22 protein-coding genes are annotated in these 25754 nt (G+C 59.9%); 16 read left to right on the top strand and 6 right to left on the bottom strand.

Features of this window, described 5'->3' with window-relative positions; all coding sequences use genetic code 11:
- Positions 1–128 precede the first annotated feature (128 nt).
- The gene (locus tag AC1RQB_RS07755; RefSeq protein ID WP_008073930.1) at positions 129–1058 is read right to left on the bottom strand and encodes an NAD-dependent epimerase/dehydratase family protein; all 930 of its coding nucleotides are present in this window, start codon (positions 1056–1058) and stop codon (positions 129–131) included.
- Positions 1051–1935, bottom strand: coding sequence for a sugar nucleotide-binding protein (locus AC1RQB_RS07750; RefSeq protein WP_032830563.1), 885 nt, complete (start codon positions 1933–1935; stop codon positions 1051–1053). Before AC1RQB_RS07750 ends, AC1RQB_RS07755 begins: the two co-directional genes overlap by 8 nt.
- 325 nt (positions 1936–2260) lie before the next feature.
- Between AC1RQB_RS07750 and AC1RQB_RS07745 the strand changes: the two genes are divergently transcribed.
- The 6 genes from AC1RQB_RS07745 to AC1RQB_RS07720 all read left to right on the top strand — a co-directional run bounded on the left by AC1RQB_RS07745 (position 2261) and on the right by AC1RQB_RS07720 (position 12434).
- Complete coding sequence (locus AC1RQB_RS07745) at positions 2261–6577, top strand: DNA glycosylase AlkZ-like family protein (RefSeq protein ID WP_063342394.1); 4317 nt, start codon at positions 2261–2263, stop codon at positions 6575–6577.
- Positions 6578–7030: 453 nt separating this feature from the next.
- Positions 7031–8242 carry an MFS transporter gene (locus AC1RQB_RS07740; RefSeq protein ID WP_063342393.1) on the top strand — a complete coding sequence of 404 codons (1212 nt, stop codon included), beginning with the start codon at positions 7031–7033 and terminating at the stop codon, positions 8240–8242.
- Between the two features lie 205 nt (positions 8243–8447).
- Positions 8448–9374: a DUF72 domain-containing protein gene (locus AC1RQB_RS07735; RefSeq protein WP_008073923.1), complete on the top strand. Its 927-nt coding sequence runs from the start codon at positions 8448–8450 to the stop codon at positions 9372–9374.
- Positions 9371–10168: an endonuclease/exonuclease/phosphatase family protein gene (locus AC1RQB_RS07730; RefSeq protein WP_008073920.1), complete on the top strand. Its 798-nt coding sequence runs from the start codon at positions 9371–9373 to the stop codon at positions 10166–10168. Before AC1RQB_RS07735 ends, AC1RQB_RS07730 begins: the two co-directional genes overlap by 4 nt.
- On the top strand, positions 10165–11451 hold the full coding sequence (clsB, locus tag AC1RQB_RS07725) for a cardiolipin synthase ClsB (protein ID WP_063342392.1): 1287 nt from the start codon (positions 10165–10167) through the stop codon (positions 11449–11451). The genes AC1RQB_RS07730 and clsB overlap by 4 nt, the downstream gene beginning before the upstream one ends.
- Positions 11448–12434, top strand: a complete 987-nt coding sequence (locus AC1RQB_RS07720; RefSeq protein WP_063342391.1) for a lysylphosphatidylglycerol synthase domain-containing protein — start codon at positions 11448–11450, stop codon at positions 12432–12434. The genes clsB and AC1RQB_RS07720 overlap by 4 nt, the downstream gene beginning before the upstream one ends.
- Before the next feature lie 129 nt (positions 12435–12563).
- Here AC1RQB_RS07720 and AC1RQB_RS07715 read toward each other — a convergent pair whose 3' ends face one another.
- The 3 genes from AC1RQB_RS07715 to AC1RQB_RS07705 form a co-directional block, all read right to left on the bottom strand.
- The gene (locus AC1RQB_RS07715; protein ID WP_063342390.1) at positions 12564–13322 is read right to left on the bottom strand and encodes an alpha/beta hydrolase family protein; all 759 of its coding nucleotides are present in this window, start codon (positions 13320–13322) and stop codon (positions 12564–12566) included.
- Entirely contained in the window at positions 13312–14421 is a 1110-nt protein-coding gene (locus tag AC1RQB_RS07710) for a DUF3182 family protein (RefSeq protein WP_207267413.1), read from the bottom strand. Before AC1RQB_RS07710 ends, AC1RQB_RS07715 begins: the two co-directional genes overlap by 11 nt.
- A gap of 306 nt (positions 14422–14727) precedes the next feature.
- Complete coding sequence (locus tag AC1RQB_RS07705; RefSeq protein ID WP_063342389.1) at positions 14728–15723, bottom strand: GlxA family transcriptional regulator; 996 nt, start codon at positions 15721–15723, stop codon at positions 14728–14730.
- Between the two features lie 102 nt (positions 15724–15825).
- On the opposite strand from AC1RQB_RS07705, the gene AC1RQB_RS07700 reads away from it, so the two are divergent.
- The 10 genes from AC1RQB_RS07700 to AC1RQB_RS07655 all read left to right on the top strand — a co-directional run bounded on the left by AC1RQB_RS07700 (position 15826) and on the right by AC1RQB_RS07655 (position 25155).
- The gene (locus tag AC1RQB_RS07700; protein ID WP_063342388.1) at positions 15826–16374 is read left to right on the top strand and encodes a cysteine hydrolase family protein; all 549 of its coding nucleotides are present in this window, start codon (positions 15826–15828) and stop codon (positions 16372–16374) included.
- 322 nt (positions 16375–16696) lie between these two features.
- The gene (locus AC1RQB_RS07695; protein WP_063342387.1) at positions 16697–17278 is read left to right on the top strand and encodes a YjfI family protein; all 582 of its coding nucleotides are present in this window, start codon (positions 16697–16699) and stop codon (positions 17276–17278) included.
- A 24-nt stretch (positions 17279–17302) separates the two neighbouring features.
- A complete protein-coding gene (locus AC1RQB_RS07690; RefSeq protein WP_008073905.1) occupies positions 17303–18001 on the top strand; it encodes a PspA/IM30 family protein in 699 nt (232 codons plus the stop codon).
- Between the two features lie 156 nt (positions 18002–18157).
- Positions 18158–18721 (top strand): rhomboid family intramembrane serine protease, encoded by a 564-nt coding sequence (locus AC1RQB_RS07685; protein ID WP_063342386.1) that lies wholly within the window; start codon positions 18158–18160, stop codon positions 18719–18721.
- A 69-nt stretch (positions 18722–18790) separates the two neighbouring features.
- Positions 18791–19825, top strand: a complete 1035-nt coding sequence (locus tag AC1RQB_RS07680) for an ion channel (RefSeq protein ID WP_008073902.1) — start codon at positions 18791–18793, stop codon at positions 19823–19825.
- Positions 19812–20486, top strand: coding sequence for a DUF2491 family protein (locus AC1RQB_RS07675; RefSeq protein WP_008073900.1), 675 nt, complete (start codon positions 19812–19814; stop codon positions 20484–20486). Before AC1RQB_RS07680 ends, AC1RQB_RS07675 begins: the two co-directional genes overlap by 14 nt.
- A 15-nt stretch (positions 20487–20501) precedes the next feature.
- Positions 20502–20930 carry a DUF350 domain-containing protein gene (locus AC1RQB_RS07670; RefSeq protein ID WP_008073898.1) on the top strand — a complete coding sequence of 143 codons (429 nt, stop codon included), beginning with the start codon at positions 20502–20504 and terminating at the stop codon, positions 20928–20930.
- Between the two features lie 19 nt (positions 20931–20949).
- Entirely contained in the window at positions 20950–21675 is a 726-nt protein-coding gene (locus AC1RQB_RS07665; protein ID WP_007896804.1) for a DUF1190 domain-containing protein, read from the top strand.
- A gap of 12 nt (positions 21676–21687) precedes the next feature.
- Positions 21688–22845: a glutathionylspermidine synthase family protein gene (locus AC1RQB_RS07660; protein WP_063342385.1), complete on the top strand. Its 1158-nt coding sequence runs from the start codon at positions 21688–21690 to the stop codon at positions 22843–22845.
- Between the two features lie 105 nt (positions 22846–22950).
- Positions 22951–25155, top strand: coding sequence for an OsmC domain/YcaO domain-containing protein (locus tag AC1RQB_RS07655; RefSeq protein ID WP_008073894.1), 2205 nt, complete (start codon positions 22951–22953; stop codon positions 25153–25155).
- 69 nt (positions 25156–25224) lie between these two features.
- On the opposite strand, the gene AC1RQB_RS07650 is transcribed toward AC1RQB_RS07655, so the two are convergent.
- Positions 25225–25746, bottom strand: a complete 522-nt coding sequence (locus tag AC1RQB_RS07650; RefSeq protein ID WP_063342384.1) for a single-stranded DNA-binding protein — start codon at positions 25744–25746, stop codon at positions 25225–25227.
- Positions 25747–25754: the final 8 nt, after the last annotated feature.

Raw genomic sequence — 25754 nt, 5'->3', positions numbered from 1 at the left:
AGGCGCCTTTTTCATTGATCGTTCCCACGCTCCGCGTGGGAATGCCTCACCGGACGCTCCGCGTCCGCTCTTGGGACGCGGAGCGTCCCTGGCTGCATTCCCACGCGGAGCATGGGAACGATCTAACCTCAGTGCCCCAGCAACCGTGCCAGGCCGACACTCATCGGCGTCTGCTGCGGGTAGGTAAACCGCTCCAGCAAACGTCGGTTGTTCGCCCGTGAATGGCGGATGTCACCGGAACGCGCCGGGCCGTAGCTCACGGGCGGCAGCTCGCCGACCACAGCTTCAAGGGCTTCAAGCATTTGCTTAAGGGTCGTAGCCTGATTCCAGCCGACATTCACCGCGCCGACTTCGACCTGCGGTTTCTCGATGGCTTGCACCAACACGCCCACCAGGTCCTCGACATAGACAAAATCCCGAGTCTGTTCGCCATCGCCAAACACGGTGATTGGCAAGCCTTTCTGCGCGCGCTCGCTGAATATGCTGATCACCCCGGAATATGGCGAGGACGGATCCTGGCGCGGGCCGAAGATATTGAAGAAGCGGAAAATCACCGGCTCCAGACTGTGCTGGCGACGATAGAAATCGAAGTAATGCTCGCTCGCCAATTTGTCCGCGGCGTACGGGGTCAACGGTGCCTTGGGCGTGTCTTCGTCGATCGACTCGCCTTCGCCATTATTGCCGTAGACCGCCGCGCTGGACGCGAACAGCACCCGTTTGACGCCGGTTTGACGCATGGCTTCGCAGACATTCAGCGAACCGATGAAATTGCTCTGATGCGTTTTGACCGGGTCATCCACCGAAGCTTGCACCGAGGCCACCGCGGCCAGGTGCGCCACCGCGCTGCAACCGACCATCGCCTGCGCCACCAGTGCAGCATCGGCGACGTCGCCCACGATCAGTTCGACGAGGGGATTGTCCAGCGGCAGGTTGCTGCGTTTACCGGTGGAGAGGTCATCGAGAATACGCACCGAGTGACCTTTGGCGAGCAAGGCATCGGTCAGGTGCGAACCGATGAAACCGGCACCGCCGGTGATTAAAACAGGGCCTTCAGCCATGACGATAAAACCTATCCAGTAAGCCCGGGAGTGCCGCGCGCCAGGCGCGGGGCTTGATCCCGAAAGTGTGCAGAATTTTCTTGCAGGCCAGCACCGCGTGTTGCGGTTCTTCGGCGGCGTCGGGCCGCGCGGCGTGAGCCTGGGCGGTCGGCGCTTCGATGGCCAACGGGTGCAGGGCGCGCGCTTCGGTAAGAATCGCCTGCCCCAGTGCCAGCGGCGTGGTCGCCTCATGCCCGGCGTAGTGGTAAGTGCCCCACAGTGGCGCTGCGCAATCGAGTTGCTTGAGCACCGAAATGATCACCCGGGCAGCATCGTCCACCGGCGTCGGATTACCGCGACGGTCATCGGCCATCAGCAGTTCTTCAGCTTTCTCGGCCCGGGCCAGGAACCGCCCGAGGGTGCCATCGGGGCTGTCATCGAGCAGCCAGCCGAAACGCAGCAACACATGCTGCGGACAGGTGGCGCGCACGCTTTGCTCGATTCGCCACAAGGCCTGACCGCGCAGACCCAGCGGTACCGGTTCGTCTTTTTCGCTGTAGGCGGTCGCCCGGGAGCCATCGAACACGCGATAACTCGACGGCTGCAGCAGCACAATGTTGTGATGCTGGCACAGCTCGGCCAGCCGTTCGATGGCTCGCTCCTGCCCGGCCAGACGCTGCTCGCTGACGGTCTCCGCCTGGAACCAGTCAAAATAGTAGGCGAGATTGATCAACGCATCCGGACGGGTATCGTCGAGCAGTTGCGTCAGGCTCGCGGCGTCCCAGCCGTCTTGTGGTGGGCGGGGGGCGAGGAAACCGATGTCTTCCTCCGCACCGAGGCGAATCAGCGCCTGCCCAAGGGCATTTCCGCCGCCCAGTAACATAAGGCGCATTCGCATAGAGTCAGCAGGCCCAGTCTGATTGGAACGATGGCTTTATCGACAGCGCCCGCAGGCGATGTCCTCAATAATTGCCGGAATCGTTGCATTTTGCGGGTTTAGTGCGCAACCGTCATCCGTAAAGTGTAGATCCCGGGGATTTGTGGTGCTGCTACTGGCCTCATCGCGGGCAAGCCCGCTCCCACAGGGATCTTCTGTGAATGCAATATTTGTGAACAACAGAGAACACTGTGGGAGCGGGCTTGCCCGCGATAGGGCCCTGAAGGCCGGCAAAGGTCGTGAGCGGTACTTGCATCTTCCCCGACTCGCCCGCATAAATCAGGACATGAATCTGCCCATCCCCACGGACGCTGCTCTGGCGGGCTTTCACCCCGCCGTCAGCGCCTGGTTCAGCAATACCTTCGCAACGGCCACCGCCGCACAGGCCCGGGCGTGGCCGTTGATCCGCCAGCGCCGCTCGACCCTGATAGCCGCGCCCACCGGCTCCGGCAAGACCCTCACCGCGTTTCTGGCCGTGCTCGACGATCTGGTCCATCGTGGCCTGGAGAGCCCGGACGGCCTGCCCGACGAAACCCTGGTGGTCTACGTTTCGCCGCTCAAGGCCCTGTCCAACGACATCCGGATCAACCTGCAAAACCCGCTGGCCGGCATCACCGAACAGTTGCGCGTGATGGGCCTGCCCGACGTGCCGATCAGTACCGCCGTACGCACCGGCGATACGCCGCAAAAAGAGCGCTCGGCCATGCGCAAAACCGCGCCGCACATTCTGGTGACCACCCCGGAATCCCTTTATGTGCTGCTCGGCTCCGACTCCGGCCGGCAAATGCTCGGTACCACCCACACGGTGATCGTCGATGAAATCCACGCCATTGCCGCCAGCAAGCGTGGCAGTCACCTGGCCCTGAGCCTGGAGCGTTTGCAGGCGCTCTGCTCGCAACCGCTGGTGCGTATCGGCTTGTCCGCCACGCAAAAACCCATCGAAGCGGTCTCGCGCTTTTTGGTTGGCCGTGATCGCGACTGCGAAATCATCGACATCGGCCACGCCCGTCCACGGGATCTCGATATAGAGGTGCCGCCCGTGCCGTTGTCGGCGGTAATGGCCAACGACATCTGGGAACTGGTCTATGACCGACTCGCCGCCCTCGCCCGTGAACACCGGACCACGCTGATTTTCGTCAACACCCGACGTCTGGCCGAACGTCTGAGTCGACACTTGAGCGAACGCCTCGGCAAGGAGGCCGTTGCCGCCCACCATGGCAGCCTGGCCAAGGAGTTTCGTCTCGACGCCGAGCAACGGCTCAAGCGCGGCGAGCTGCAAGTGCTGATCGCTACCGCTTCGCTGGAATTGGGGATCGATATCGGCGACGTCGACCTGGTGTGCCAGATCGCTTCGCCACGCTCGATTGCCGGGTTTCTGCAACGGGTCGGCCGCTCCGGGCACCAGGTCGGCGGCACGCCCAAGGGCCGATTGTTTGCCACCACCCGCGACGACCTGATCGAGTGCGCCGCTCTGCTCGATTGCGTGCGCCGTGGCGAACTCGACACGCTGCTGATCCCCGAAGCACCGCTGGACGTGCTGGCCCAGCAGATCATCGCCGAGGTCAGCTGCCAGGAATGGCAGGAGCAGGCGTTGCTGGAAATGCTGCGAAAAGCCTCGCCTTACGCCGCGCTCGACGAAAAGCACTATCAGGCACTGCTGCAGATGCTCGCCGAGGGCTACAACGGGCGCCTGGGTGTTCGCAGCGCTTACCTGCACCGGGACGCCGTGAGCCGCACCCTGCGCGGTCGTCGAGGCGCCAAACTTACCGCCGTGACCAGCGGCGGGACGATTCCGGACAACGCCGACTACAGCGTTTTGCTGGAGCCTCAAGGGCTGAACATCGGCAGCGTCAACGAAGACTTCGCGGTGGAAAGTATCGCCGGGGATATCTTTCAGCTGGGCAATACCTCGTATCGAATCCTGCGGGTCGAAACCGGCAAGGTCCGGGTCGAAGACGCCCAGGGTCAGCCGCCGACCATTCCGTTCTGGCTCGGTGAAGCACCGGGTCGCAGTGATGAACTGTCGTTCGCCGTGGCACGCCTGCAAGCGCAACTCGATGAGCGACTCGGCGCCACACCCGGCAACCTTCAGCCAGCCGTCGACTGGCTGACCGACGTACTCGGCTTGAATCTCGCCAGTGCCGAGCAACTGGTGGATTACCTGGCCCGGGCGCGACTGACCCTCGGCGCCCTACCATCGCAAGACACGCTGCTGATGGAGCGGTTTTTCGACGAGTCCGGCGGTACGCAACTGATCATCCATTCGCCGTTCGGCAGCCGCATCAACCGTGCCTGGGGCCTGGCCCTGCGCAAGCGTTTCTGCCGCACGTTCAACTTCGAATTGCAGGCCGCCGCCAGTGAGGACGCCATCGTGCTGTCGCTGTCCACCGGTCACAGCTTCGAGCTGGAAGATGTCTGGCGTTACCTGCACAGCAACAGTGCCGAACATATCCTGACTCAAGCGGTGCTCGAGGCGCCGCTGTTCGGCGTGCGCTGGCGCTGGAACGCCGGGGTCGCTTTGGCGCTGCCACGCTACAGCGGTGGACGCAAAGTACCGCCGCAGATCCAGCGGATGAAAAGCGAAGACCTGATTGCCAGCGTGTTTCCCGATCAGATCGCCTGCGTGGAAAACCTCGCCGGCGAGCGCGAGATTCCCGATCATCCGCTGGTGGAACAAACCCTCGACGATTGCCTGCACGAAGCCATGGACAGCGAAGGCTGGCTGGCATTGCTGCGGCGCATGGAACAGGGCGACATTCGCCTGATCAGCCGCGACCTGCCGGCGCCCTCGCCACTGGCGGCGGAAATCCTCAGCGCCCGCCCCTACACCTTTCTCGACGATGCGCCGCTGGAAGAGCGCCGCACTCAGGCAGTGCTCAACCGCCGCTGGAGTGATCCGCAGTCCACCGACGATCTCGGTGCGCTGGACGCCGACGCGATCACTGCAGTGCGTGATGAAGCCTGGCCTACGCCAACCAGCGTTGATGAAATGCATGAAGCGCTGATGAGCCTGGCGTGTATCGCCGATGCCGAAGCCCACGCCAATCCAAATTGGCTCGATTGGCTGAACACCCTGGCCGACAGTGGTCGCGCCAGCCGTTTGCAGATCAACGCCGAACAATCGCTGTGGCTGGCGCTGGAGCGACTGACCTGCCTGCGGGCGATTTATCCACAGGCCACATTGGTTCCACCGTTAGAGGCGTTGCCCGGTTTCGATGAAACCTGGGAGCCGGACGAAGCAGTGCTGGAAGTGATCCGCGCGCGGCTCAGCGCGTTTGGTCCGCTGCCGCTGAAAGCGATTGCCGAACCGCTTGGTTTACCGCCGACTCAAGTCACTCAGGCCCTGGCGCAACTGGAACGCGAAGGCTATGTGCTGCGCGGGCAATTCACCCCGGGCACCCGCGAGGAAGAATGGTGCGAACGGCATCTGCTGGCGCGGATTCATCGCTACACGGTCAAACGGCTGCGACGGGAAATCGAGCCAGTGGCTCTGCAGGATTTCATGCGTTTTCTGTTCGACTGGCAGCATCTTTCCGCCGCGAGCCAAGGCCAGGGTCGCGCGGTGTTGCCGGCGATTATCAGCCAGTTCGAAGGCTACCCCGCCGCCGCTTCGGCGTGGGACAGCGACATTCTGCCGGCGCGGCTCAAAGACTATTCGGCGAGCTGGCTGGATGAGTTATGCCGCAGCGGCAAACTGGTGTGGACCCGCCTGACCACGCGCAACAAGAGCACCAGCACGGCATTGCGCAGCACGCCGATTCTATTGCTGCCGCGCAGTCAGGTCGGATTGTGGAGCGGCTTGACCGAACAGACGCCGGTCAGCGAACTGTCGCCCAAAACACAAAAAGTCCATGAAGCGCTCAGCCAGCACGGCGCACTGTTTTTCGATGAGCTGATTCATGAAGCCCATCTGCTGCGCTCGGAACTGGAAATCGCCTTGCAGGAACTGGTCGGTGCCGGGCTGGTAAACGCCGACAGCTTCGCCGGCCTGCGGGCGCTGATTACCCCGGCCAGCAAACGCCAGAATCGCAGCAGCCGACGCGGACGCGGAGCGTTTTCCGGCGGGATGGACGATGCCGGACGTTGGGCGTTGCTGCGCCGCGGTGCTGTCGCGCCGATTGTGGATAAGCAACGACCCGCGCCCACACCCAGCGACACCCTGGAACACATCGCCATGACCTTGCTGCGCCGTTACGGTGTGGTGTTCTGGCGCTTGCTGGAGCGTGAGGCGGACTGGTTGCCGAGTTGGCGGGAATTGCTGCGCACATTTCATCGGCTCGAGGCTCGGGGCGAGATTCGTGGCGGGCGTTTTGTCAGTGGCCTGGCGGGGGAACAATTTGCGCTGCCCGAGGCGATTCCATTGCTGCGCGAAGTCAGACGGCGACCGCACGATGGGAGTCTGATTGCGGTGTGTGGGGTGGATCCGCTGAACCTCGCCGGCACCCTGTTGCCAGGCGCGAAAGTGCCGGCGCTGGCGAGCAATCGACTGGTGTATCGCGACGGCATACCGGCCGCCGCCGAGATCGCCGGCAAGCAGCAGTTCTGGCTGGAGCTGGATCAGCAGGCCAGTGGCGAGGTGCGTAGCAAACTGATCCGGCATTGATGTTGTCCGGACCGGCCCCATCGCGGGCAAGCCCGCTCCCACAGGGATCTTCTGTGAACGCAATATTTGTGAACAACAGAAAACACTGTGGGAGCGGGCTTGCCCGCGATGGGGTCATCCGCGCCAACACAAATCATTGGGTTCGCGGCTGATCCGGCGCCCGACTCACCGCATATTACCTGCCCGACTCAAATACCTGTGGCGAGGGGGCTTGCCCCCGTTGGGGTGCGAAGCGCCCCCAAAACCTGCCGACCGGTTTCTTCTGGCACACCCGCGTTTACCGGTTTACGACTGCTGCGCAGCCGAACGGGGGCAAGCCCCCTCGCCACGGGGTTTCATTCGCCACTCGATATTTGACCTGCACGCAAATATCAAATGCCCATCCCTGTATTTTTCCCCACGCCCCCAACCCCGACACTGCGCTCCATCAATCAATCCACCGGAGTTGCAGCCATGCCCATTGCCTTGCTCGCGCTGACCCTCAGCGCTTTCGCCATCGGGACGACGGAGTTCGTCATCGTTGGCCTGTTACCTACTATCGGCGCCGACCTCGGTGTCAGCCTGCCGTCCGCCGGTCTGCTGGTCAGTCTGTATGCACTCGGTGTGGCTATCGGCGCGCCGGTGCTGACCGCCCTTACCGGCAAAGTCCCACGCAAATTGCTGTTGTTGTCGTTGATGGTGCTGTTCACCCTCGGCAATTTGCTGGCCTGGAAAGCGCCGAGCTACGAGTCGCTGATCATTGCGCGGATCGTCACGGGCCTGGCTCACGGGGTGTTTTTCTCGATTGGCTCGATCATCGCCACCAGCCTGGTGCCGAAGGAAAAAGCCGCCAGCGCGATTGCCATCATGTTCACCGGCCTGACCGTGGCGCTGGTCACCGGCGTGCCATTGGGGACGTTTATCGGTCAGCATTTCGGCTGGCGTGAAACCTTCCTCGCGGTGTCGGCATTGGGTGTGATCGCCTTCATCGGCAGCCTGCTCTACGTGCCGAAAAACATCGCCCACAGCAAACCGGCTTCGCTGTTGCAGCAATTGCAGGTGCTCAAGCAGCCGCGCCTGCTGCTGGTGTATGCCATGACGGCGGTCGGTTACGGCGGCTCGTTCATTGCCTTCACCTTTCTGGCGCCGATTCTTCAGGACATTTCCGGCTTCGGCGCCAGCACCGTCAGCCTGGTGCTGCTGGTTTACGGCATCTCGGTGGCCGTCGGCAACATCTGGGGCGGCAAACTGGCGGACAAACACGGTCCGATCAGCGCCCTGAAAATCATCTTCGCCCTGCTCGCCGCCGTGCTGTTCGTGCTGACGTTTACTGCCGGCAATCCATGGCTGGCCCTGGCCACCGTGCTGGTTTGGGGCGCCGTTGCTTTCGGCAACGTGCCGGGCCTGCAAGTGTATGTGGTGCGTCAGGCCGAACATCACACCCCGAATGCGGTGGACGTGGCTTCGGGCCTGAACATTGCGGCGTTCAACCTCGGCATTGCCGGTGGGGCGTGGGGCGGTGGTTTGATCGTGGCGCACATGGGCCTGATCCATACCGCATGGATCGGCGGCCTGGTGGTATTGGTCGCACTGGCACTGACCGCCTGGAGCGGGCGTCTTGACCGGTTGGGTCCGGTGTATGTCGAACCGGCTGAGGGTTCACAACGTATCGTCGCCAGTCACTGACGGACCCTGTGGGAGCGGGCTTGCTCGCGAAAGCTGCGGCACATCCAGCATTGATGTGACTGACACACCGCTTTCGCGAGCAAGCCCGCTCCCACATTTGATTTGGGGTGTTTTGTCTAACTTTTACCGTCCGTAGCCCCGTCGAAACTTTCTCGCCCGCCCGACAGTCATCAAAAGACAGGGCTGTCCGAGGACGGGAGGCGATATGGCGGCGATTCATATTGGTATTTCAGGCTGGCGCTACACGCCTTGGCGGGGGGAGTTCTACCCGAAGGGGCTGACCCAGAAGCGCGAATTGCAATTCGCTTCACGGGCAGTGAACAGCATCGAAATCAATGGATCGTTTTACGCCTTGCAACGGCCCGAACGTTATGCCCAGTGGTACGCCGAAACCCCGGCGGGCTTCGTGTTCAGCGTCAAGGCGCCGCGTTTTATCACCCACATCAAGCGCCTGCGGGACATTCATAAGCCGCTGGCGAATTTCTTTGCCTCCGGGGTACTGGAACTCAAGGAAAAACTCGGCCCGATCCTCTGGCAGTTTCCACCCAACTTTAAATTCGACCCGGAATTGTTCGAAAGCTTTCTCGAACAATTACCCCACGACACGGAACAGGCTGCCGCCCTCGCCCGCCAGCATGAGCCACGCCTGAACGGTCACGCCAGCATGAAGGCCTACGGCAAAAAACCGCTGCGCCATGCCGTGGAAATTCGCCACGAAAGCTTTGTCGATCCCGCTTTCGTCCGTCTGCTCAAACGCTACAACACCGCGCTGGTCATTGCTGACACCGCCGGCAAATGGCCGTATCGCGAAGACCTCACCAGTGATTTCGTCTACCTGCGCCTGCACGGTGCCGAAGAGCTCTACGCCAGCGGTTATACCCCCCAAGCGCTGAAACGCTGGGGCGACCGGATCGAGGCCTGGTATCACGGACAGCAACCGGCAGATCCGCAATTGATTGCGCCTCGGCAAAAACCCAAGACACGCAGAGCCCGGGAAATATTCTGCTATTTCGATAACGACATCAAAGTCCGCGCGCCCTTCGATGCCCGCCGCCTGCTTGAGCGTTTGCATCTCGACAAAGACCTCGCCACCGCACCCGGTGAGCCGGTTGCCGAAGGAGTGCTGCCATGAGCATTCCCGAACCGGTCGGCACGACGGATGAACAGCAGCCAATTATCAGCGCCGTGAGCCGTTTTACCGTGCTGACGGTCAACACCCACAAGGGTTTCACCGCGCTCAACCGGCGCTTCATCCTGCCCGAGCTGCGCGAAGCGGTGCGCAGTGTGTCCGCCGACGTGGTGTTTTTGCAGGAGGTGCATGGCACCCACGAACATCATCCACAGCGCTACCTCAATTGGCCGGCGATGCCACAATACGAATTTCTTGCCGATACCCTGTGGCCGCAATTTGCCTATGGGCGCAACGCGGTCTATCCGGCAGGCGATCACGGCAATGCGCTGTTGTCGAAGTTCCAGATCATTCGCCACGACAACCTCGACGTTTCCATCAGCGGCCATGAAAACCGTGGAATCCTGCATTGCGTGCTGCGGATGCCCGGCGATGGTCGGGAAGTGCATGCCATTTGCGTCCATCTGGGGCTTCGCGAAAGTCATCGCAAGGCACAACTCAGGCTGTTGATCCAACGTATGGAAGAGTTGCCGGAAGATGCCCCGGTGGTGGTCGCCGGCGACTTCAACGATTGGCGCCTGCGCGCTGATGCGCTGCTCAAGCCCTGCGGCTTGCGTGAAGTCTTTGCCGAGTTGCATGGCAAACCGGCGCGTAGTTTCCCGGCGCGTTTGCCTGCGTTGCGCCTGGACCGCATCTACGTGCGCAACCTCAAGGCCAGCCATCCGCAAGTACTGGCGGCCCGGCCCTGGTCACACCTTTCCGACCATGCACCGCTATCGGTGGAGATCGAGCTATGACCGGCCCATTGATGGAAAAAACCACGATCGAACACGTTTCCACACCGCCGCCCGTACGTGAGCCGGCGGTTGTTAACGTCGTATACGGTTGGCACGGTAACAACCGGGTCCAATTGCTGGAGAACGGTGAGGAATACTTTCCACGGGTGTTTGAAGCGCTGCGCCAGGCCCAGAGTGAAATCCTGCTGGAGACCTTCATTGTGTTCGAGGACAAGGTCGGCAATGAGCTGCAAAAAATCCTGATTGAAGCGGCTCAACGCGGGGTGCGCATCACCGTCAACCTCGACGGTTTTGGCTGCGGCGAACTGAGCACGGAGTACCTTGCGGCGCTGAGTAATGCAGGTGTGCGCCTGCAAATATTCGACCCCGCGCCGCGTCACTTCGGTATCCGCACCAACTGGTTCCGCCGCATGCACCGCAAGATTGTGGTGGTCGACGGGACGATTGCGTTCCTCGGCGGAATCAATTTTTCCGCCGACCATTTGGCCGACTTCGGCCCTGAAGCCAAACAGGATTATTCGGTTGAAGTGCAAGGCCCGGCGGTGGCCGATATTCATCATTTCGCCTTGCTGCAAAGCGGTCGCCCGGCCCGGGCCAAATACTGGTGGCAACGCCGCAGACAGAGGCGCGCAGAACTGGCGGTCAGCGATCATGATGGTCAGGTACGACTGGTGTATCGCGACAATGGCGAACACCCGGGCGATATCGAAGAGGTGTACCTGCAGGTCGTGCGCAGTGCCCGACGTCGCGTGGTAATCGCCAACGCCTACTTCTTTCCAGGCTATCGGCTGCTGCGGGAGATCCGCAACGCGGCGCGCCGAGGGGTCGAGGTACGCCTGATTCTTCAGGGCCAGCCGGATTTGCGCGTGGCCAGACTCGCCGCGCGCATGACCTACGATTATCTGCTGCGAGCCGGAGTAGCGATTTACGAATACTGCGACCGTCCCCTGCATGGCAAAGTCGCCCTGGTCGACGAGGACTGGAGCACCGTTGGCTCAAGCAACCTCGACCCGCTGAGCCTGGCCCTGAACCTGGAGGCCAACGTGTTGATCCGCGACCGCGCCTTCAACCGCGACCTGTTCGAGCGGCTCGACGAATTGAGCAGCAACCACTGCAAGGTCATGTCGGTGGACAACGCGCCTCGCGGACGGGTCTGGCACATGACCATCGGTTTTCTGGTGTTTCACTTCCTGCGACATTTCCCGGCGTGGGCCGGTTGGCTGCCGGCGCATAAACCGCGCCTCAAACCCTTCATTCATCCGACCGGGAGCGATAAGGCATGAGCCATTCTGATGCGCGGCCTGCCCCTCACTCCGACACGCCGCGAAAATCCCACTGGCACCGCTGGAAAAAGCCTCTGACGATGCTGTTTTTTCTGGCGCTGATCGTACTGTTCACAATGCTCGCCCAACGCATCGAATGGGGCGAAGTGCTCGATACCCTCGCCGATTTCAAAGTGCGCACACTGATTATCGCGTCCGGACTGACGTTGCTGAGTTTTCTGGTGTACGCCTGTTTCGACCTGATCGGCCGCACCTATATCAGACAGGAGCTGACCTGGCGACAGATCCTGCCGGTGGGCATCATCAGCTATGCCTTCAACCTTAACCTGAGCGCCTGGGTCGGCGGGGTTGCCATGCGTTATCGGCTGTATTCGCGGCTCGGCGTGAGCAAAAGCAACATCGCGAAAATCCTCGGGCTGAGCCTGGCGACCAACTGGTTCGGCTACATGGTGATTGCCGGCACGGTGTTCAGCAGCGGACTGGTGCGAATGCCGCCAGGCTGGAAGCTGAGCAGCGACGCCCTGCAAGGCGTGGGCGTGTTATTGCTGCTGCTGAGCGCGGGTTATCTGGCGGCCTGTCGGTTTTCCAGGCGACGGGAATGGTCGATTCGCGGCGTGGAAATCAACCTGCCGTCGCTGCACATGGCAGTCCTGCAACTGGCCCTCGGCGCACTGAACTGGTCGCTGATGGCGGCGGTGATCTTCACCCTGCTACCGAGCAAACTGGACTATCCGCTGGTGCTTGGCGTGTTGCTGATCAGCGCCATTGCCGGGGTCATCACCCACATTCCGGCCGGGCTTGGCGTGCTGGAGGCGGTGTTCGTGGCGTTGCTGCAACACGAGGCCTCGCGGGGAAGTCTGGTGGCGGGGTTACTCGCGTATCGGGCGATCTATTTCCTGCTGCCGCTGCTGATTACCGTGGTGATGTACCTGGTGGTGGAAGCCAAGGCCAGGTCGTTGCGGATCCAGAAGAAACCTTCTTGAGAGATTGGTTGAAACGGATGCCGCTTTCGCGAGCAAGCCCGCTCCCACATTTGATCCGCATTGCCTGCCTGAACGCGATCAATGTGGGAGCGGGCTTGCTCGCGAATGATCGCAAGAACACCGCAATCCTCAACTCGACTGAATAATGCTCAACCGCTCACCCACCACCATTTCCGTGATCCAGCCCACCAGGATTGAGGTGTACGCCTGTTGTGAGACCGGCTCGCTCAAGGCGTGATCGGCGCCGTCGATAATCCGGTGAGTCAGCGAGTGGGTCTGCTGACACGCCGCGCGGTAACTCATGATGGTCGCGTGAGGCACATAGGCGTCGGTCTCGGACTCCACCAGCAACACATCCCCGGTGAATTGCGAGCAGGCATGCAGTGCGCGATTGCTGTCGGCGCTGACCCGCCTGCTGCGGTAATCGCGCAGATCGAGCTTGTCCAGTTCACGCTTGGGTGTGTGCCAAAAGTCGTCGCGATACAACGCTGGCACCCGCAGCGCCAGCCAGCGCACCGGGCGCAAGGACGTCAGGATCGCCGCCAGATAACCACCATAACTGGTGCCGACCACGGCGATCGCAGACGTGTCGAGCGCCGGATGGGCGAGCAGTCGATCGTAGGCCGCCAGCAGGTCACGCAGGTTGTCTTCGCGGGTGACCCGGGACAACGGAATACCGGTCCCGCCGGTGTGGCCGCGCAAGTCGAATGTCAGGCACACGCAACCCAACCCGGCGATGCCTTTGGCGCGCTCCAGGTCGCGCTCCTGACTACCGCCCCAGCCGTGTACGAAAAGCACACCCGGGACTTTCGATTTGGGGCTGAGGAAGGTTCCGCTCATCTGTTCATCGTCGATGTCGATCGCAATGGTTTCGCTTCTAGCCGTCATAGGATTTGACCGTTACGTACTTGAGAAGAAAGTCACTGTATTCCGCAGCCCCCCGGTAGACCTCAATGGCGTTGGCCGGCAGCGGTTGATCGGTATAGGTTTCGACCGACGACACGCGAATCGCGCGCAAGCCGGGGTTGTTGACGAAGCTCTGCAGCGCCGCGACTTCAGCACTGCTGGCACCGCCCAGGCGCCAGGACTGTTCGAGCACGCCGCTGCGTTGTTTGCCATCGCAATCCAGCCCCTGGGCGATGTCGTAGTTGCGCCGCGAGGCATAGAAACCGGGGTAGGCTTCATCGGCCGCGCTGTCGAAAACCTGCGCTTGCTGGATCGCCAGCCTCGTGTCATCCGGGAGTTCCAGCGCCAGCAGGTCCTCGTAATAACCCTGCACCACCAACAGATTGGACCCGCCATAAACCTGCTCGCCCTGACCGTCTTCGGTCAAGTATTGATCACCGCAATAACTCAGCACTTTGTCGCCGATAAAACTCTGACCGACGCTATGGGTGACCACCTCGGTCAAGTCTTGTTCCAGCACCACACCTTCGGTGAACAATGTTTTGGCATCGGGGCGAGCGAGGATGGCGTCGAACTGGTCGAGGCTTTTGATCACTTCCTGACCGCGCCCGGCGCAGGCATGAATCGGCTTCATGCGGATCGGACCGCTGTAGAGCAGATGCTCCGCTGCCGGGCGAGCATCATCGAGGGAGAACACGCTGAGGCCATCGAGCACAACGCCGCGTACCCGTTCGGAAAACAACGGTGCCCAGCCTTCGGGGGCGAACGCATAGCGGTTCAACAATCCATGACTGATGGCTTTGGTACAGATGAAAGCGTGGTCGACGTAACCGCCCCACAAATCCTCCGGCCCTTTGACGCCCAATTGCCTTGCGGCAGCGACACCCACCAGCGTCTGGGTCGGCAACAGATAAACGTCACGACCGCTGTGCAGCTCCACGTCATAACTGCCGCCGTATTCGAGCCCGACGACCTTCGCCAGCCAACGGGCCAGCGCGCGGTTGGTTTCGACTTCGTGCAGCGGGGCATCGGGGCGCACCGAATGGGCGAGCACCAGTTTCTTGCGGTTTGTTGGGGTCATGCGTTCCCCTTCAATTTGCGCTTGATGAATGTAGCTGAAGGAGGTGCAGAGATCAGGCCAACGGCGGCTGGAGAGAAACGGGTTTCAAATCAGCCGTTTGTGAAATATGCGATAGCACAAGGCCTGTTTTATTCTGCACGACACCTTTCAATACTCCCGGCATTTTGCACGACTCAAAGTCTGGCACAGATCCAATGTGGGAGCGGGCTTGCCCGCGAAGGCGGTGGGTCAGTCAGCATCAATTTCGCCTGATAGACCGCTTTCGCGAGCAAGCCCGCTCCCACATGGGTGCTGTGGTGATACTCGCTACCGAGCCACTGCTGCGGTCGCAGACACACCAAACCGCGCCCGGTAATCGCTCGGCGCCAGCCCGGTAATCTTCTTGAACGTTGCCCGAAACGCACTCGGGTCCTGGTAACCCACGGTCCAGGCAATGTGATCAATGGTGCCGTTGGTGAATTCGAGCATTTCCCGCGCCTTGCCAACCCGCAGGTGCTGGCAGTACTCGGTGGGTTTCAACCCGGTTGCCGCACGGAATCGCCGCAGGAAAGTGCGCTCTTCCAGCCCCGCCCGCTCGGCCATTGCCGCCAGCGAGACATCGGTCGCCCCAGTGCTTTGCAGCCAATGCTGGACCTTGAGAATCGATGCATCGCCATGGTTGAGAATCGGTGAAAAATTACTGCCGCACTCGCTCGCACTGTCGCTGTGTTCCACCACCAGAAACCGCGCTGTGCCGGTGGCGATGCTCGGCCCGAGCAAGCGGTTCACCAATCGTAATCCGAGCTCTGACCAGGCCATCAAGCCGGCGGTGGTGATCAGGTCACCATCGTCGACAATCGGCGTGTCAGTCTTGAGCTTGATCGCCGGGTAACGCTCGGCAAAGGCTTTGGCCGAGGTCCAGTGGGTGGTGGCGCTACGGCCGTCGAGCAAGCCACTTTCAGCCAACAGAATAGAACCCACGCAGACCCCGCCGAGGGTTGCACCGTTGGCATGTTGCTGACGAAGCCAGCGAATCAGCCCTTGGGGCGCCTGCCCCTCGGTAAAACCTCCGATCGAGGGCGGAATCAATACGGCAACCAATGCGCCGGCCGGGCCGGGATCAGTGTCATAGACCCGCTCGGGCACTTGATCACCCTCGACCTGCCAATGACTGACCCGCAGCAACGGTAGCTGCGCCGACTGATGCTCGGCGGCGATCCGGTTGGCCACGCCGAACAGGTCCGTCAGCCCATGCACCGCCGCCATCTGCGCACCGGGATAGATCAGCACCCCCAGTTCGGCGACTGTCCTTTCTGCACCCATTGTCAGTTTTCCCCCTTCTATTGTCGGTGCGGCCAATCCTCGGACGGAGGGCCAGCGCCAATACTTCATTCCACACCCAATACACACTTCGAGGAAACAGTCATGGCCAAGCAAGCACTCATCGTAGTCGATATCCAGAACGACTACTTCCCCCAGGGCAAGTGGCCTTTAGTCGGCGCCGACGCCGCAGCAGACAACGCCGCACGGATGATTCAGGCGTTTCGCGAGGCCGGTGATCCGGTGGTGCATATCCGCCACGAATTCACCTCCGACGCCGCGCCGTTCTTCACTCCGGGCTCCGACGGCGCGAAGTTGCACCCCAAAGTCCTCAACCGTGCCGACGAGCCGGTGGTACTCAAGCACTTCGTCAACTCGTTTCGCGAAACCGAACTGGAGGCCATCCTCGACCAGCAAGGCATCGAACACCTGGTAATCGTCGGCAGCATGAGCCATATGTGCGTCGACGGCATCACCCGCGCCGCGGCCGACCTGGGCTATACCGTCACGGTGATTCACGACGCCTGTGCCACCCGAGACCTGGAATTCAACGGCGTCACCGTCCCGGCCGCCCACGTTCACGCCGCCTTCATGTCGTCCCTGGGTTTTGCCTATGCAAGTGTGGTGTCCACCGATGACTTTCTGGTTGGTTAGATGAGGAACCTGTGGGAGCGGGCTTGCCCGCGATGAGGCCATCACATCTAACATCTTTGTTGACTGTTACATCGCTATCGCGGGCAAGCCCGCTCCCACAGGATTAATCGGTAGACACCACAGTCGAAAAAATCTCACGCGTGAGCTATTGAGGGCCACGAAAATTGCCTGTAGTGTTTCTCACGCGTGAGATTTTCACTACGGAGTCACCAGTATGAAAAGCAGCTCTCCATCAGATCCGCCTACCGGATCTGTGACCGATTCAGCGAGCCAAAAGGGAGAGCGCTCGAAACCGTCCGCGAAAAAACCATCTAGTTTCTATATGAAGCAAATGCGCGCGGGCCTGGGTGCCGCCGGGTATGTGAAACACGAGACTTGGGTGCTTCCCGAAAACCGAAGCCTGCTCAAGCAGATGGAGAAACAGCTACGCCAACCGATTCTGGCTGGCTCATTCATGTCGGAGAATTACATGAGCGCAGGTAATAACTGGAACATCGATCGCCTCTACAGCGCCCTTCAGGCCCTCGACGAAGTGGTTTCGAACGACATCACCCTCTCCCTGGTTCAAGGCGCCGAGTCCAGCATCAAGCTGGAAATGAACGATTTCGGTGGCTTGCCGATTTACATCGCAGTGGTTGGCGATCAGATCATTGTCGATACCGTTCTGGTCGATATCGAGTCCATCAACGACGTACCGGCATTCAACGATGCCGTTCTGCGCAGCCGGGAAATGTTCCCGCTGTCCTCGATCGGCATCGAGTCCATGCCCAACGGGCAGATCGTTTACAACATGTTCGGCGCACTCAGCTCCGACTCCAGCCTGACCAACGTCGTGACCGAGGTCAAAACCCTCGTCGACAACGTCCAGCGCGCCAGCGAAGCCTTTGAACGTTTCTTCATCTAATTTTTCGGGAACAGGAAATATCCAATGACTCAGTCCATCTGGAGCAAATTGTTCACCGCGCTGCGTGGCGGTGCCAACGAAGTCGGCGAATCGATCGTCGACCAACAGGCCCTGCGCATCCTCGACCAGGAAATTCGCGATGCTGACAGCGCGCTGGCCAACGCCAAGCGTGAGCTGGTCACCATCATGGCCAAGCACAAACTGTCGGCTGATCGCGTCAGCGAGTACAACGCCAAGATCAAGGATCTGGAATCCAAGGCTCTGGCCGCGATCCAGGCCAACCGCGAAGACCTGGCACTGGAAGTGGCAGAAGCCATTTCGACCCTGACCAACGAACTGGATGTCGAGCAAAAGCAGGCCACCGAATTCGGCGGTTACGCGGACAACATGCGCAAAGACATCACCAAGGCCGAAAGCCGCATCAAAAGCCTGCGTCAGCAAGTGGACATGGCCAAGGCGCGTGAAAGCGTACAGAAAGCCCAGGTCAGTGCTTCGATCGCCAGTGGCGGCGCCAACGGCAAGCTGGAAACCGCCGTCGGTACGCTGAACCGCCTGCAAGCCAAGCAGCAGCAACGCGCCGCGGAACTGGAAGCCCAGGACCAACTGGCCGATGCGTCGACCGGCACCGACCTGGAGCGCAAGCTGCGCGATGCCGGCATCACGCCGAACGAAGGCAGCGCCAATGCGATTCTGGAACGCCTGAAGAAAAAATCGGCTGAGTAACCGGCCCTGATGCCTGGCGCATAACCTGTGGGAGCGGGCTTGCTCGCGAAGAGGGAGTATCAGTCGACATCAATGTTGCCTGACACACCGCCTTCGCGAGCAAGCCCGCTCCCACATGGATTCGTTGCCATATTTTTTGTTGACTCGAGGTCATGGATGGATGCCCTGAAGGGTTTCAAGACAATCGCGGGCGTGGCCCTCTTCATGGTTGCGCTGCAACTGCTCAATGTGGCGACCGGCTACAGCCTTATTGCCTTCGGCCTGGTCCCGAGAACATGGCAGGGACTGGTCGGCATCATCACCTCGCCTTTCTTGCACGGGTCCTTTGCGCACCTGAGCACCAACCTGATTGCCTTTTTGATCCTCGGTACTTTGGTCATTGTCGAAGGGCTCAGCCGCTTCATGGCCGTCAGCGCTATCATTATTCTGCTGGGCGGTTCGCTGGTCTGGCTGTTCGGTTTTGCAGGCGTTCACATCGGTGCCAGCGGATGGGTATTCGGGCTGTGGGCGTACCTCCTGTCACGCGCCTGGTTCCAAAGGAGCTGGAGCAACCTGATAACAGCCAGTGTCGTGGTCCTGCTCTATGGCGGCCTGATTTTTGGCTTCCTTCCTCGCCAGGGCATGTCCTTCGAAGGGCATATCTTTGGTGCGATCGCCGGATTTATTGCAGCCAAGGTACTGTTATCTACGCCGCGCAGCAGGTTTAATGCCACCCGGTAACCGCATTTGAGCACTCAGACGCCAGAGCGATTACGTCGCCAGGAATAGCCCCACGGAGTCAGGGATGTAATGTCGATTTTCCTTTTATTGCGCACATACGCCTCGTCCTTCTTCCATCGGTTCGGCTGGGCAGGCCTGGCCATTGCGCTGGGTATACACATAAGCACGGCCTATATCGGCCTGGTGCTTCTGGGCGAACAACACCTCACCGCTCCCGCCACGTTTATCTATTTCTATCTCACCACCACGCTCACCGTCGGCTATGGCGATCTTGCGCCACAGACAGCCGCGGGACGAATTTTCGTGGCTACCTGGGTCATGCTCGGGGGCATTGCGCTGCTGACGGCAGCCATCGGCAAAACCACCAGCAGTGTCATCGATGTATGGAGAAAAGGCATGAAAGGCAAAGGCGATTTCACCGGCAAGGTCGGCCATACCGTACTCATCGGCTGGGAAGGCGCGTCCAGCGAGCGGGTCATTGAATTATTGCTGCAGGACGAAACCTCCAATGACAACCTGATCGTCATTTGCGATTGCGACCTCGAAGAAAATCCCATGCCGGGCAAAGCGGACTTTATCAAAGGCGAAAGCCTGTCCTCTGCCGCGCTGTTGCTGCGGGCCGGTGTTCCCGGTGCCGAACGCGTGCTGGTGCGAACCCATTCAGACGACCTGACCCTGGCCACCGTGCTGGCAGTCAATCAACTGGGCCCTGTCGGCCATGTGGTCGCCCACTTCAATGAAAGCGAAATCGCCGCCCTTGCCAGCGCCTACGCGCCCAGCCTGGAATGCACCTCAAGCATGGCCATCGAGATGTTGGTACGCGCCTCCCAGGATCCGGGCTCATCCGCGGTCATCAATGAATTGCTGTGCGTGGGTCAAGGCGCCACCCAGTACCTGATGAAACTGCCCGAGACCTTTGAAGCCACGTTCGGCGATCTGTACGCACAGCTGAAAGAACAGCACAACGCGACCCTTATCGGCTACCGCGCCAAAGGCGCCCGACAGCCTTGGATCAATCCGCCCGGCACCACTCGCGTTGAGGGCGGCGAACTCTTCTACATCGCCTCCTCTCGCCTCAAGGAAATCACCAATGGGATGGTTTAAACAGTTGATGGGGCTTGAGGCCCCGAAAGCGAATACGGAATCGAAATGGACAGCCAACGAAACCCTGCCCGCCATCGGCCCGCTGGGCCTGGCATTGGGCAAAGGCGTGATGTTCGACACGACCCTGAAATTGTTGCTCGATGGCAACACCGATGTGGTCATCCCTGGCTCCCAGCAAGTCTGGAGCGCCGGCACCATTGATCTCGGGCAGTCGACCTGGCTGTCGCGCTATTACATGAACGACGAAGACTACTGGTTGCAAGTGCACACCACCGGCGACATTGCCGGACAGGTCGAGTCGGTGATCCTGTTCAATTACCTCAACTACATCACCATCAACAGTGAAGCGGAACTGCGTCGACTGGCCGGCCCTGAAAGCTTGATCGGCCTGCCGACCTACACCCACAACGGTGTCGAATACACCCGCGAATGGGGCACCGAGAACGGCCAGACAGAACTGGTGGCGCTGAGCGAACACCTGAAAAACCCGGATGAGTCCTACAGCATCGAGCACCGTTCGATGCTGTATGCCCGCGAAACCGGCCTGACCGATCGCCGGGAATTCCTGCTGTTTTCCGTCGAAGAAGACGCCGAAGGCACCATCAGCTTGAGCACTTCGCTGGGCATTTCGTTGTACACCACTGACCTGAACACTTTTTAAATAAGGAAGAAGTCCATGCTTGAAGCGCTCTCCATCTCCCTGAACAAAGCCGCCGTGCTCGGGTTTGTGTTGTACATCCTCGGTGCCGCCGTATTGTTCGCGCTGTTCCAGTTCATCTACACCCGAATCACCCCGCACAAAGAGTTCGAACTGATCCGTTCTGGCAACGTTGCGGCCTCGATCGCACTGGGTGGTGCCATCATCGGTTTCGCCATTCCGGCCAGCAATGTGATCGCCTACTCGATCAGCATTCTGGATTTTGTCGTCTGGGCAGTGATCGCCGCTTTCGTACAACTGCTGGCGTTTCTGGTGACCAGCCTGGTGCTTAAAGGCGCCTCTGAACGCATTAAAAAAGGTGAAATCGCTGCGGGTATCTATATCGCGGCAGTGGCCATCAGCGTCGGCATGTTGAACGCCGCCTGCATGACCCCTTCCCAGAACTGATTGCGCCACGGAGATCCCGATGAAACGAAGCAAGTACGTTCAGCTCTCGCTGGCCGCGTCGGTCGCCATGGCCATATCAGGTTGCGGGCAAGCGGAAAAAACCTACCCGGTGCAGAAGAAATACAACTTCCAGTCCGTTCAGCAGTGCGCCGATGAAAAGCTCCCGGTGGACGTCTGCTCTGACGCCTACATGAGCGCCATGGCCGAGCACCGCCGCATCGCGCCGGTCTACGACAACCAGGCCGATTGCGATGCCGACTTTGTCGCCGACTGGTGCCAACAGGATTCCGCCGGTAAGTTCATCCCCAAGCTGGGTGGTTTCGAACTGACTGCCGATGGCGAGGTAACACAATCCCAAGTGGACGCAGCCAAGGCTCAATTACCAGCCTCGGAAGCGAACAGTGGAGGCTCCGGGTTCTCCGGCACCAGCCTGCTGACCGGCCTGCTGATCGGCAACATGCTGAGCAGCAACCGCAACAGCTACTTCTCCGAGCCGGTCTACCGCTACCGCGATGATCGCGGCAACTATGGCTCCTCGACGCTCAACCAGCGGATTTCCAAAGGCTCAACCTTTACCAAGTCCAATCAGGCGAGGTATGGCAGCAGCAGCTACGCCGACTCAATCCGTTCTGGCAGCAAGCCGATGTCCGTTGCCTCATCCACCTCCCGTGGCGGCTTCGGCAGCAAAGCCAGCGCCCGCAGCGGTTGGGGCGGTTCAAGCAGCGCTGGCCGATCGAGCAGTTAAGGAACGGGCACCATGAAGAAGATCCTCTGCGCCGAGCGTCACGACTGGAAACAGACCGCCGAAAGTCTCGGCTTTCTGTTCCATACCATTGACGACGAACCCTATTGGGACGAAAGCGCGTATTACCAATTCACGCTCAAACAGATCGAGAACGATCTCGAAGACCCGACCACCGAGATTCATGAGATGTGCATGGATCTGGTGGCCCGCGTGGTTCAGAGCGAGGAGCTGCTGGAGCGCCTGAGCATTCCGGCGCCATTCTTCGACATGGTTCGCACTTCATGGCTCGAAGGCCACCCGCACCTGTATGGGCGCATGGACTTCTCCTATAACGGCAGCGGGCCCGCCAAGCTGCTGGAACTCAACTACGACACACCGACCAGCCTGTATGAGGCTGCGGCGTTTCAGTGGGGCTGGCTGGAGCAATGCATCGAACGCGGCTTGCTGCCCAAGCATGCCGACCAGTTCAACAGCATCGACACCAAGCTGCATCAGGCCTTTGCCCAACTGCAGCTCAAACGCCCCTTCTATTTCGCCTCGATGAAAGACTCGGTCGAAGACAAAGGCACCACCGACTACTTGCGCCTGATCGCGGAAAAGGTCGGCATCGAATCGCGGCACATCGATATCGAAGACATTGGCCTCACCAGCGATGGACGTTTCGTCGACCTTGAAGATCGCTGGATTCCTCACCTGTTCAAACTGCATGCCTGGGAGTTCATCTTCCACGAGCCCTTCGGTGCAGCGATTGCCCAGAGCGATACACAGTTTTTCGAGCCGGCCTGGAAATCAATCATCTCCAACAAGGGCATCCTGCCGCTGCTGTGGGAGTTCAACAAAAGTCACCCGAACCTGCTCGCGGCGCACCTGGATACCGACCCAGGCAAAGCGGTGCCTAAAGGTTGGGTGCGCAAACCGTTCTTCTCCCGGGAAGGCGCCAACATCGAGTTGCAAACGGCTGACGGTCTGATCGTAAAAGAGGACGGCCCCTACACCGACGCGCCATTTATCCTTCAGGAATTCGCCCCACTGCCGAAGTTTGGCGACAGCTTTACGCTGGTGGGTTCCTGGGTTATTGGCGATCAGGCAGCCGGTATTGGTGTGCGGGAAGACAACAGTTTGATCACCAAGGATTCGAGCCGTTTCTTGCCGCACCTGATACTCGACTGACCCATCCATCGCCGGTGTGGACATAAGTACGATGTCCGCAAGACTTACGGCTGAAATACCGGATAATGGCGGCCATTCGTTTAGCCGTTATTCTGGTAATCCCCCATGGAAATCAAGGTCAACTTTCTCGACAACCTTCGACTTGAAGCCAAGTTCGATGACTTCACGGTGGTGGCCGATCAACCTATCCGCTACAAGGGCGATGGCTCGGCACCGGGTCCGTTCGACTACTTTCTGGCTTCATCGGCTTTGTGTGCGGCTTATTTCGTGAAGTTGTACTGCGACACTCGCAGTATTCCCACGGATAACATCCGCCTGTCGCAGAACAACATTGTTGATCCGGAAAACCGCTACAACCAGATTTTCAAGATCCAGGTCGAGTTGCCGGCGGACATCTCCGACAAGGACCGTCAGGGCATCCTGCGTTCCATCGACCGTTGCACCGTGAAAAAAGTGGTGCAAGCCGGGCCTGAGTTTGTGATCGAAGAAGTCGAAAACCTCGACGCCGATGCCCAGGCGTTGCTAATGCCTGCGTCCAGTTCAGAGGCGAGCACTTATATCGCGGGCAAGGATCTGCCGCTGGAGCAAACCATCGCCAATATGTCGGCCATTCTGGCGGACCTGGGCATGAAGATTGAAATCGCCTCGTGGCGCAATATCGTGCCCAATGTGTGGTCGCTGCACATCCGCGATGCGCACTCGCCGATGTGCTTTACCAACGGTAAGGGTGCGACCAAGGAAGGCGCGTTGGCGTCGGCGTTGGGCGAGTTTATCGAGCGACTCAACTGCAACTTCTTCTACAACGACCAGTTCTGGGGCGAAGACATCGCCAACGCAGCGTTTGTGCACTACCCGGACGAACGCTGGTTCATGCCTGGCCGTAAAGATGAGCTGCCAACTGAAATTCTCGACGAGTACTGCCTGAAGATTTACAACCGCGACGGCGAGCTGCGTGGCTCCCATCTGATCGATACCAACTCGGGCAATGAAGAGCGCGGCATCTGCTCGCTGCCGTACGTGCGCCAGTCGGATGGCGAGGTGGTGTATTTCCCGTCCAATCTGATTGAAAACCTGTTCCTGAGCAACGGCATGAGTGCCGGTAACACGCTGGCCGAAGCCCAGGTGCAGTGCCTGTCGGAGATCTTCGAACGTGCGGTAAAACGCGAAATCATCGAAGGCGAATTTGCCCTGCCGGATGTGCCCGCCCACGTGCTGGCGAAGTACCCCGGGATACTGGCCGGTATTCAGGCGCTGGAAGCGCAAGGGTTTCCCGTGCTGGTGAAGGATGCGTCCCTGGGAGGTGAATTCCCGGTGATGTGCGTCACGTTGATGAACCCGCGTACCGGCGGTGTGTTCGCCTCGTTCGGCGCGCATCCGAGCCTGGAAGTGGCGCTGGAACGCAGCCTGACCGAATTGCTGCAGGGCCGCAGCTTCGAAGGCCTCAACGACTTGCCTCAGCCGACGTTTGAAGGGCATGCGGTGACCGAGCCGAATAACTTCGTCGAGCACTTTATCGACTCCAGCGGCGTGGTGTCGTGGCGCTTCTTCAGTGCCAAATCGGATTACGAGTTCGTGGAGTGGGACTTCTCCGGCCAGGGTGAAAACTCGAACGCAGAGGAAGCCGCGACCTTGTTCGGCATTCTCGAAGGCATGGGCAAGGAAGTGTACATGGCGGTCTACGAGCATATCGGCGCGAAGGCGTGTCGCATCCTGGTGCCGAACTATTCGGAAATCTATCCCGCGGACGATCTGATCTGGGATAACACCAACAAAGCGCTGTTCTTCCGCACCGACATCCTGAACCTGCATCGCCTGGACGAAGACGAACTGAAAGCGCTGGTTGAGCGCCTGGTGGAAAGTGAGCTGGACGACTACACCGACATCACCTCCTTGATCGGCATCGAATTCGACGACAATACGGCTTGGGGTCAGCTGACGATCCTGGAGTTGAAGCTGCTGATTTATCTCGCCTTGCAGCAATTCGAAGAGGCGAAAGAGGCGGTGGAGATGTTCCTTCAGTACAACGACAACACGGTTGAGCGTGGCTTGTTCTACCAGGCCGTCAATGTGGTGCTGGAGATGAAGCTGGACGAAGACCTGGAACTGGAAGACTACGAGGCCAATTTCCGCCGGATGTTTGGCAACGAGCGGACGGATGCAGCAATCGGATCGGTAGACGGCAGCGTGCGCTTCCATGGCTTGACGCCGACCAGCATGAAACTGGAGGGGCTCGACAGGCATCTGCGGTTGATTGATAGCTACAAGAAACTGCACTCGGCACGGGCCAATGTGACTGCTGTATTCAGTTAATAGCGCCCACAAAAAAGCGAAGCCAGATCACTGGCTTCGCTTTTTTATTACTGACTGGATAGCTGCTTTTTAGAACGGAATATCGTCATCAAAGCTGTCGAAATCCGGAGCCGGCTGAGGAGCGGCCTGCTGCTGTGGAGCCGGACGCGACTGTTGCGGTGCCGACTGCGGACGCGGAGCCTGTTGGCGTGGAGCCGGGGCGGACTGCTGGTAGTTATTGCCCCCGCCTTGTTGGTCGCCCTGCTGTGGACGGCCGCCCAACAGCTGCATGGTGCCTTGCATGTCGACCACGATTTCAGTGGTGTAACGCTTGATACCGTCTTTTTCCCACTCGCGGGTCTGCAGCTTGCCTTCGATGTACACCTGCGAACCTTTACGCAGGTATTCGCCGGCAATTTCGGCAACCTTGCCGAACATCGAAACACGGTGCCATTCGGTCTTCTCGACCTTCTGACCGGTTTGCTTGTCGGTCCATTGTTCGCTGGTCGCCAGACTCAGGTTGGTCACGGCGTTACCGTTAGGCAAGTAGCGAACTTCGGGATCCTGGCCGCAAGTGCCGACCAATATGACTTTGTTAACCCCACGGGCCATAACGTTCT

Source organism: Pseudomonas sp. GW822-FHT02E03, assembly GCF_058802325.1.
This window is presented reverse-complemented; position numbering and strand designations above follow the sequence as displayed.

Bases quoted from the DNA above. Each gene is read 5' to 3' on its own strand.
- AC1RQB_RS07755 (WP_008073930.1), bottom strand. From the start codon at position 1,058: ATGGCTGAAGGCCCTGTTTTAATCACCGGCGGTGCCGGTTTCATCGGT.
- AC1RQB_RS07750 (WP_032830563.1), bottom strand. From the start codon at position 1,935: ATGCGAATGCGCCTTATGTTACTGGGCGGCGGAAATGCCCTTGGGCAG.
- AC1RQB_RS07745 (WP_063342394.1), top strand. From the start codon at position 2,261: ATGAATCTGCCCATCCCCACGGACGCTGCTCTGGCGGGCTTTCACCCC.
- AC1RQB_RS07740 (WP_063342393.1), top strand. From the start codon at position 7,031: ATGCCCATTGCCTTGCTCGCGCTGACCCTCAGCGCTTTCGCCATCGGG.
- AC1RQB_RS07735 (WP_008073923.1), top strand. From the start codon at position 8,448: ATGGCGGCGATTCATATTGGTATTTCAGGCTGGCGCTACACGCCTTGG.
- AC1RQB_RS07730 (WP_008073920.1), top strand. From the start codon at position 9,371: ATGAGCATTCCCGAACCGGTCGGCACGACGGATGAACAGCAGCCAATT.
- clsB (WP_063342392.1), top strand. From the start codon at position 10,165: ATGACCGGCCCATTGATGGAAAAAACCACGATCGAACACGTTTCCACA.
- AC1RQB_RS07720 (WP_063342391.1), top strand. From the start codon at position 11,448: ATGAGCCATTCTGATGCGCGGCCTGCCCCTCACTCCGACACGCCGCGA.
- AC1RQB_RS07715 (WP_063342390.1), bottom strand. From the start codon at position 13,322: ATGACGGCTAGAAGCGAAACCATTGCGATCGACATCGACGATGAACAG.
- AC1RQB_RS07710 (WP_207267413.1), bottom strand. From the start codon at position 14,421: ATGACCCCAACAAACCGCAAGAAACTGGTGCTCGCCCATTCGGTGCGC.
- AC1RQB_RS07705 (WP_063342389.1), bottom strand. From the start codon at position 15,723: ATGGGTGCAGAAAGGACAGTCGCCGAACTGGGGGTGCTGATCTATCCC.
- AC1RQB_RS07700 (WP_063342388.1), top strand. From the start codon at position 15,826: ATGGCCAAGCAAGCACTCATCGTAGTCGATATCCAGAACGACTACTTC.
- AC1RQB_RS07695 (WP_063342387.1), top strand. From the start codon at position 16,697: ATGAAGCAAATGCGCGCGGGCCTGGGTGCCGCCGGGTATGTGAAACAC.
- AC1RQB_RS07690 (WP_008073905.1), top strand. From the start codon at position 17,303: ATGACTCAGTCCATCTGGAGCAAATTGTTCACCGCGCTGCGTGGCGGT.
- AC1RQB_RS07685 (WP_063342386.1), top strand. From the start codon at position 18,158: ATGGATGCCCTGAAGGGTTTCAAGACAATCGCGGGCGTGGCCCTCTTC.
- AC1RQB_RS07680 (WP_008073902.1), top strand. From the start codon at position 18,791: ATGTCGATTTTCCTTTTATTGCGCACATACGCCTCGTCCTTCTTCCAT.
- AC1RQB_RS07675 (WP_008073900.1), top strand. From the start codon at position 19,812: ATGGGATGGTTTAAACAGTTGATGGGGCTTGAGGCCCCGAAAGCGAAT.
- AC1RQB_RS07670 (WP_008073898.1), top strand. From the start codon at position 20,502: ATGCTTGAAGCGCTCTCCATCTCCCTGAACAAAGCCGCCGTGCTCGGG.
- AC1RQB_RS07665 (WP_007896804.1), top strand. From the start codon at position 20,950: ATGAAACGAAGCAAGTACGTTCAGCTCTCGCTGGCCGCGTCGGTCGCC.
- AC1RQB_RS07660 (WP_063342385.1), top strand. From the start codon at position 21,688: ATGAAGAAGATCCTCTGCGCCGAGCGTCACGACTGGAAACAGACCGCC.
- AC1RQB_RS07655 (WP_008073894.1), top strand. From the start codon at position 22,951: ATGGAAATCAAGGTCAACTTTCTCGACAACCTTCGACTTGAAGCCAAG.
- AC1RQB_RS07650 (WP_063342384.1), bottom strand. From the start codon at position 25,746: ATGGCCCGTGGGGTTAACAAAGTCATATTGGTCGGCACTTGCGGCCAG.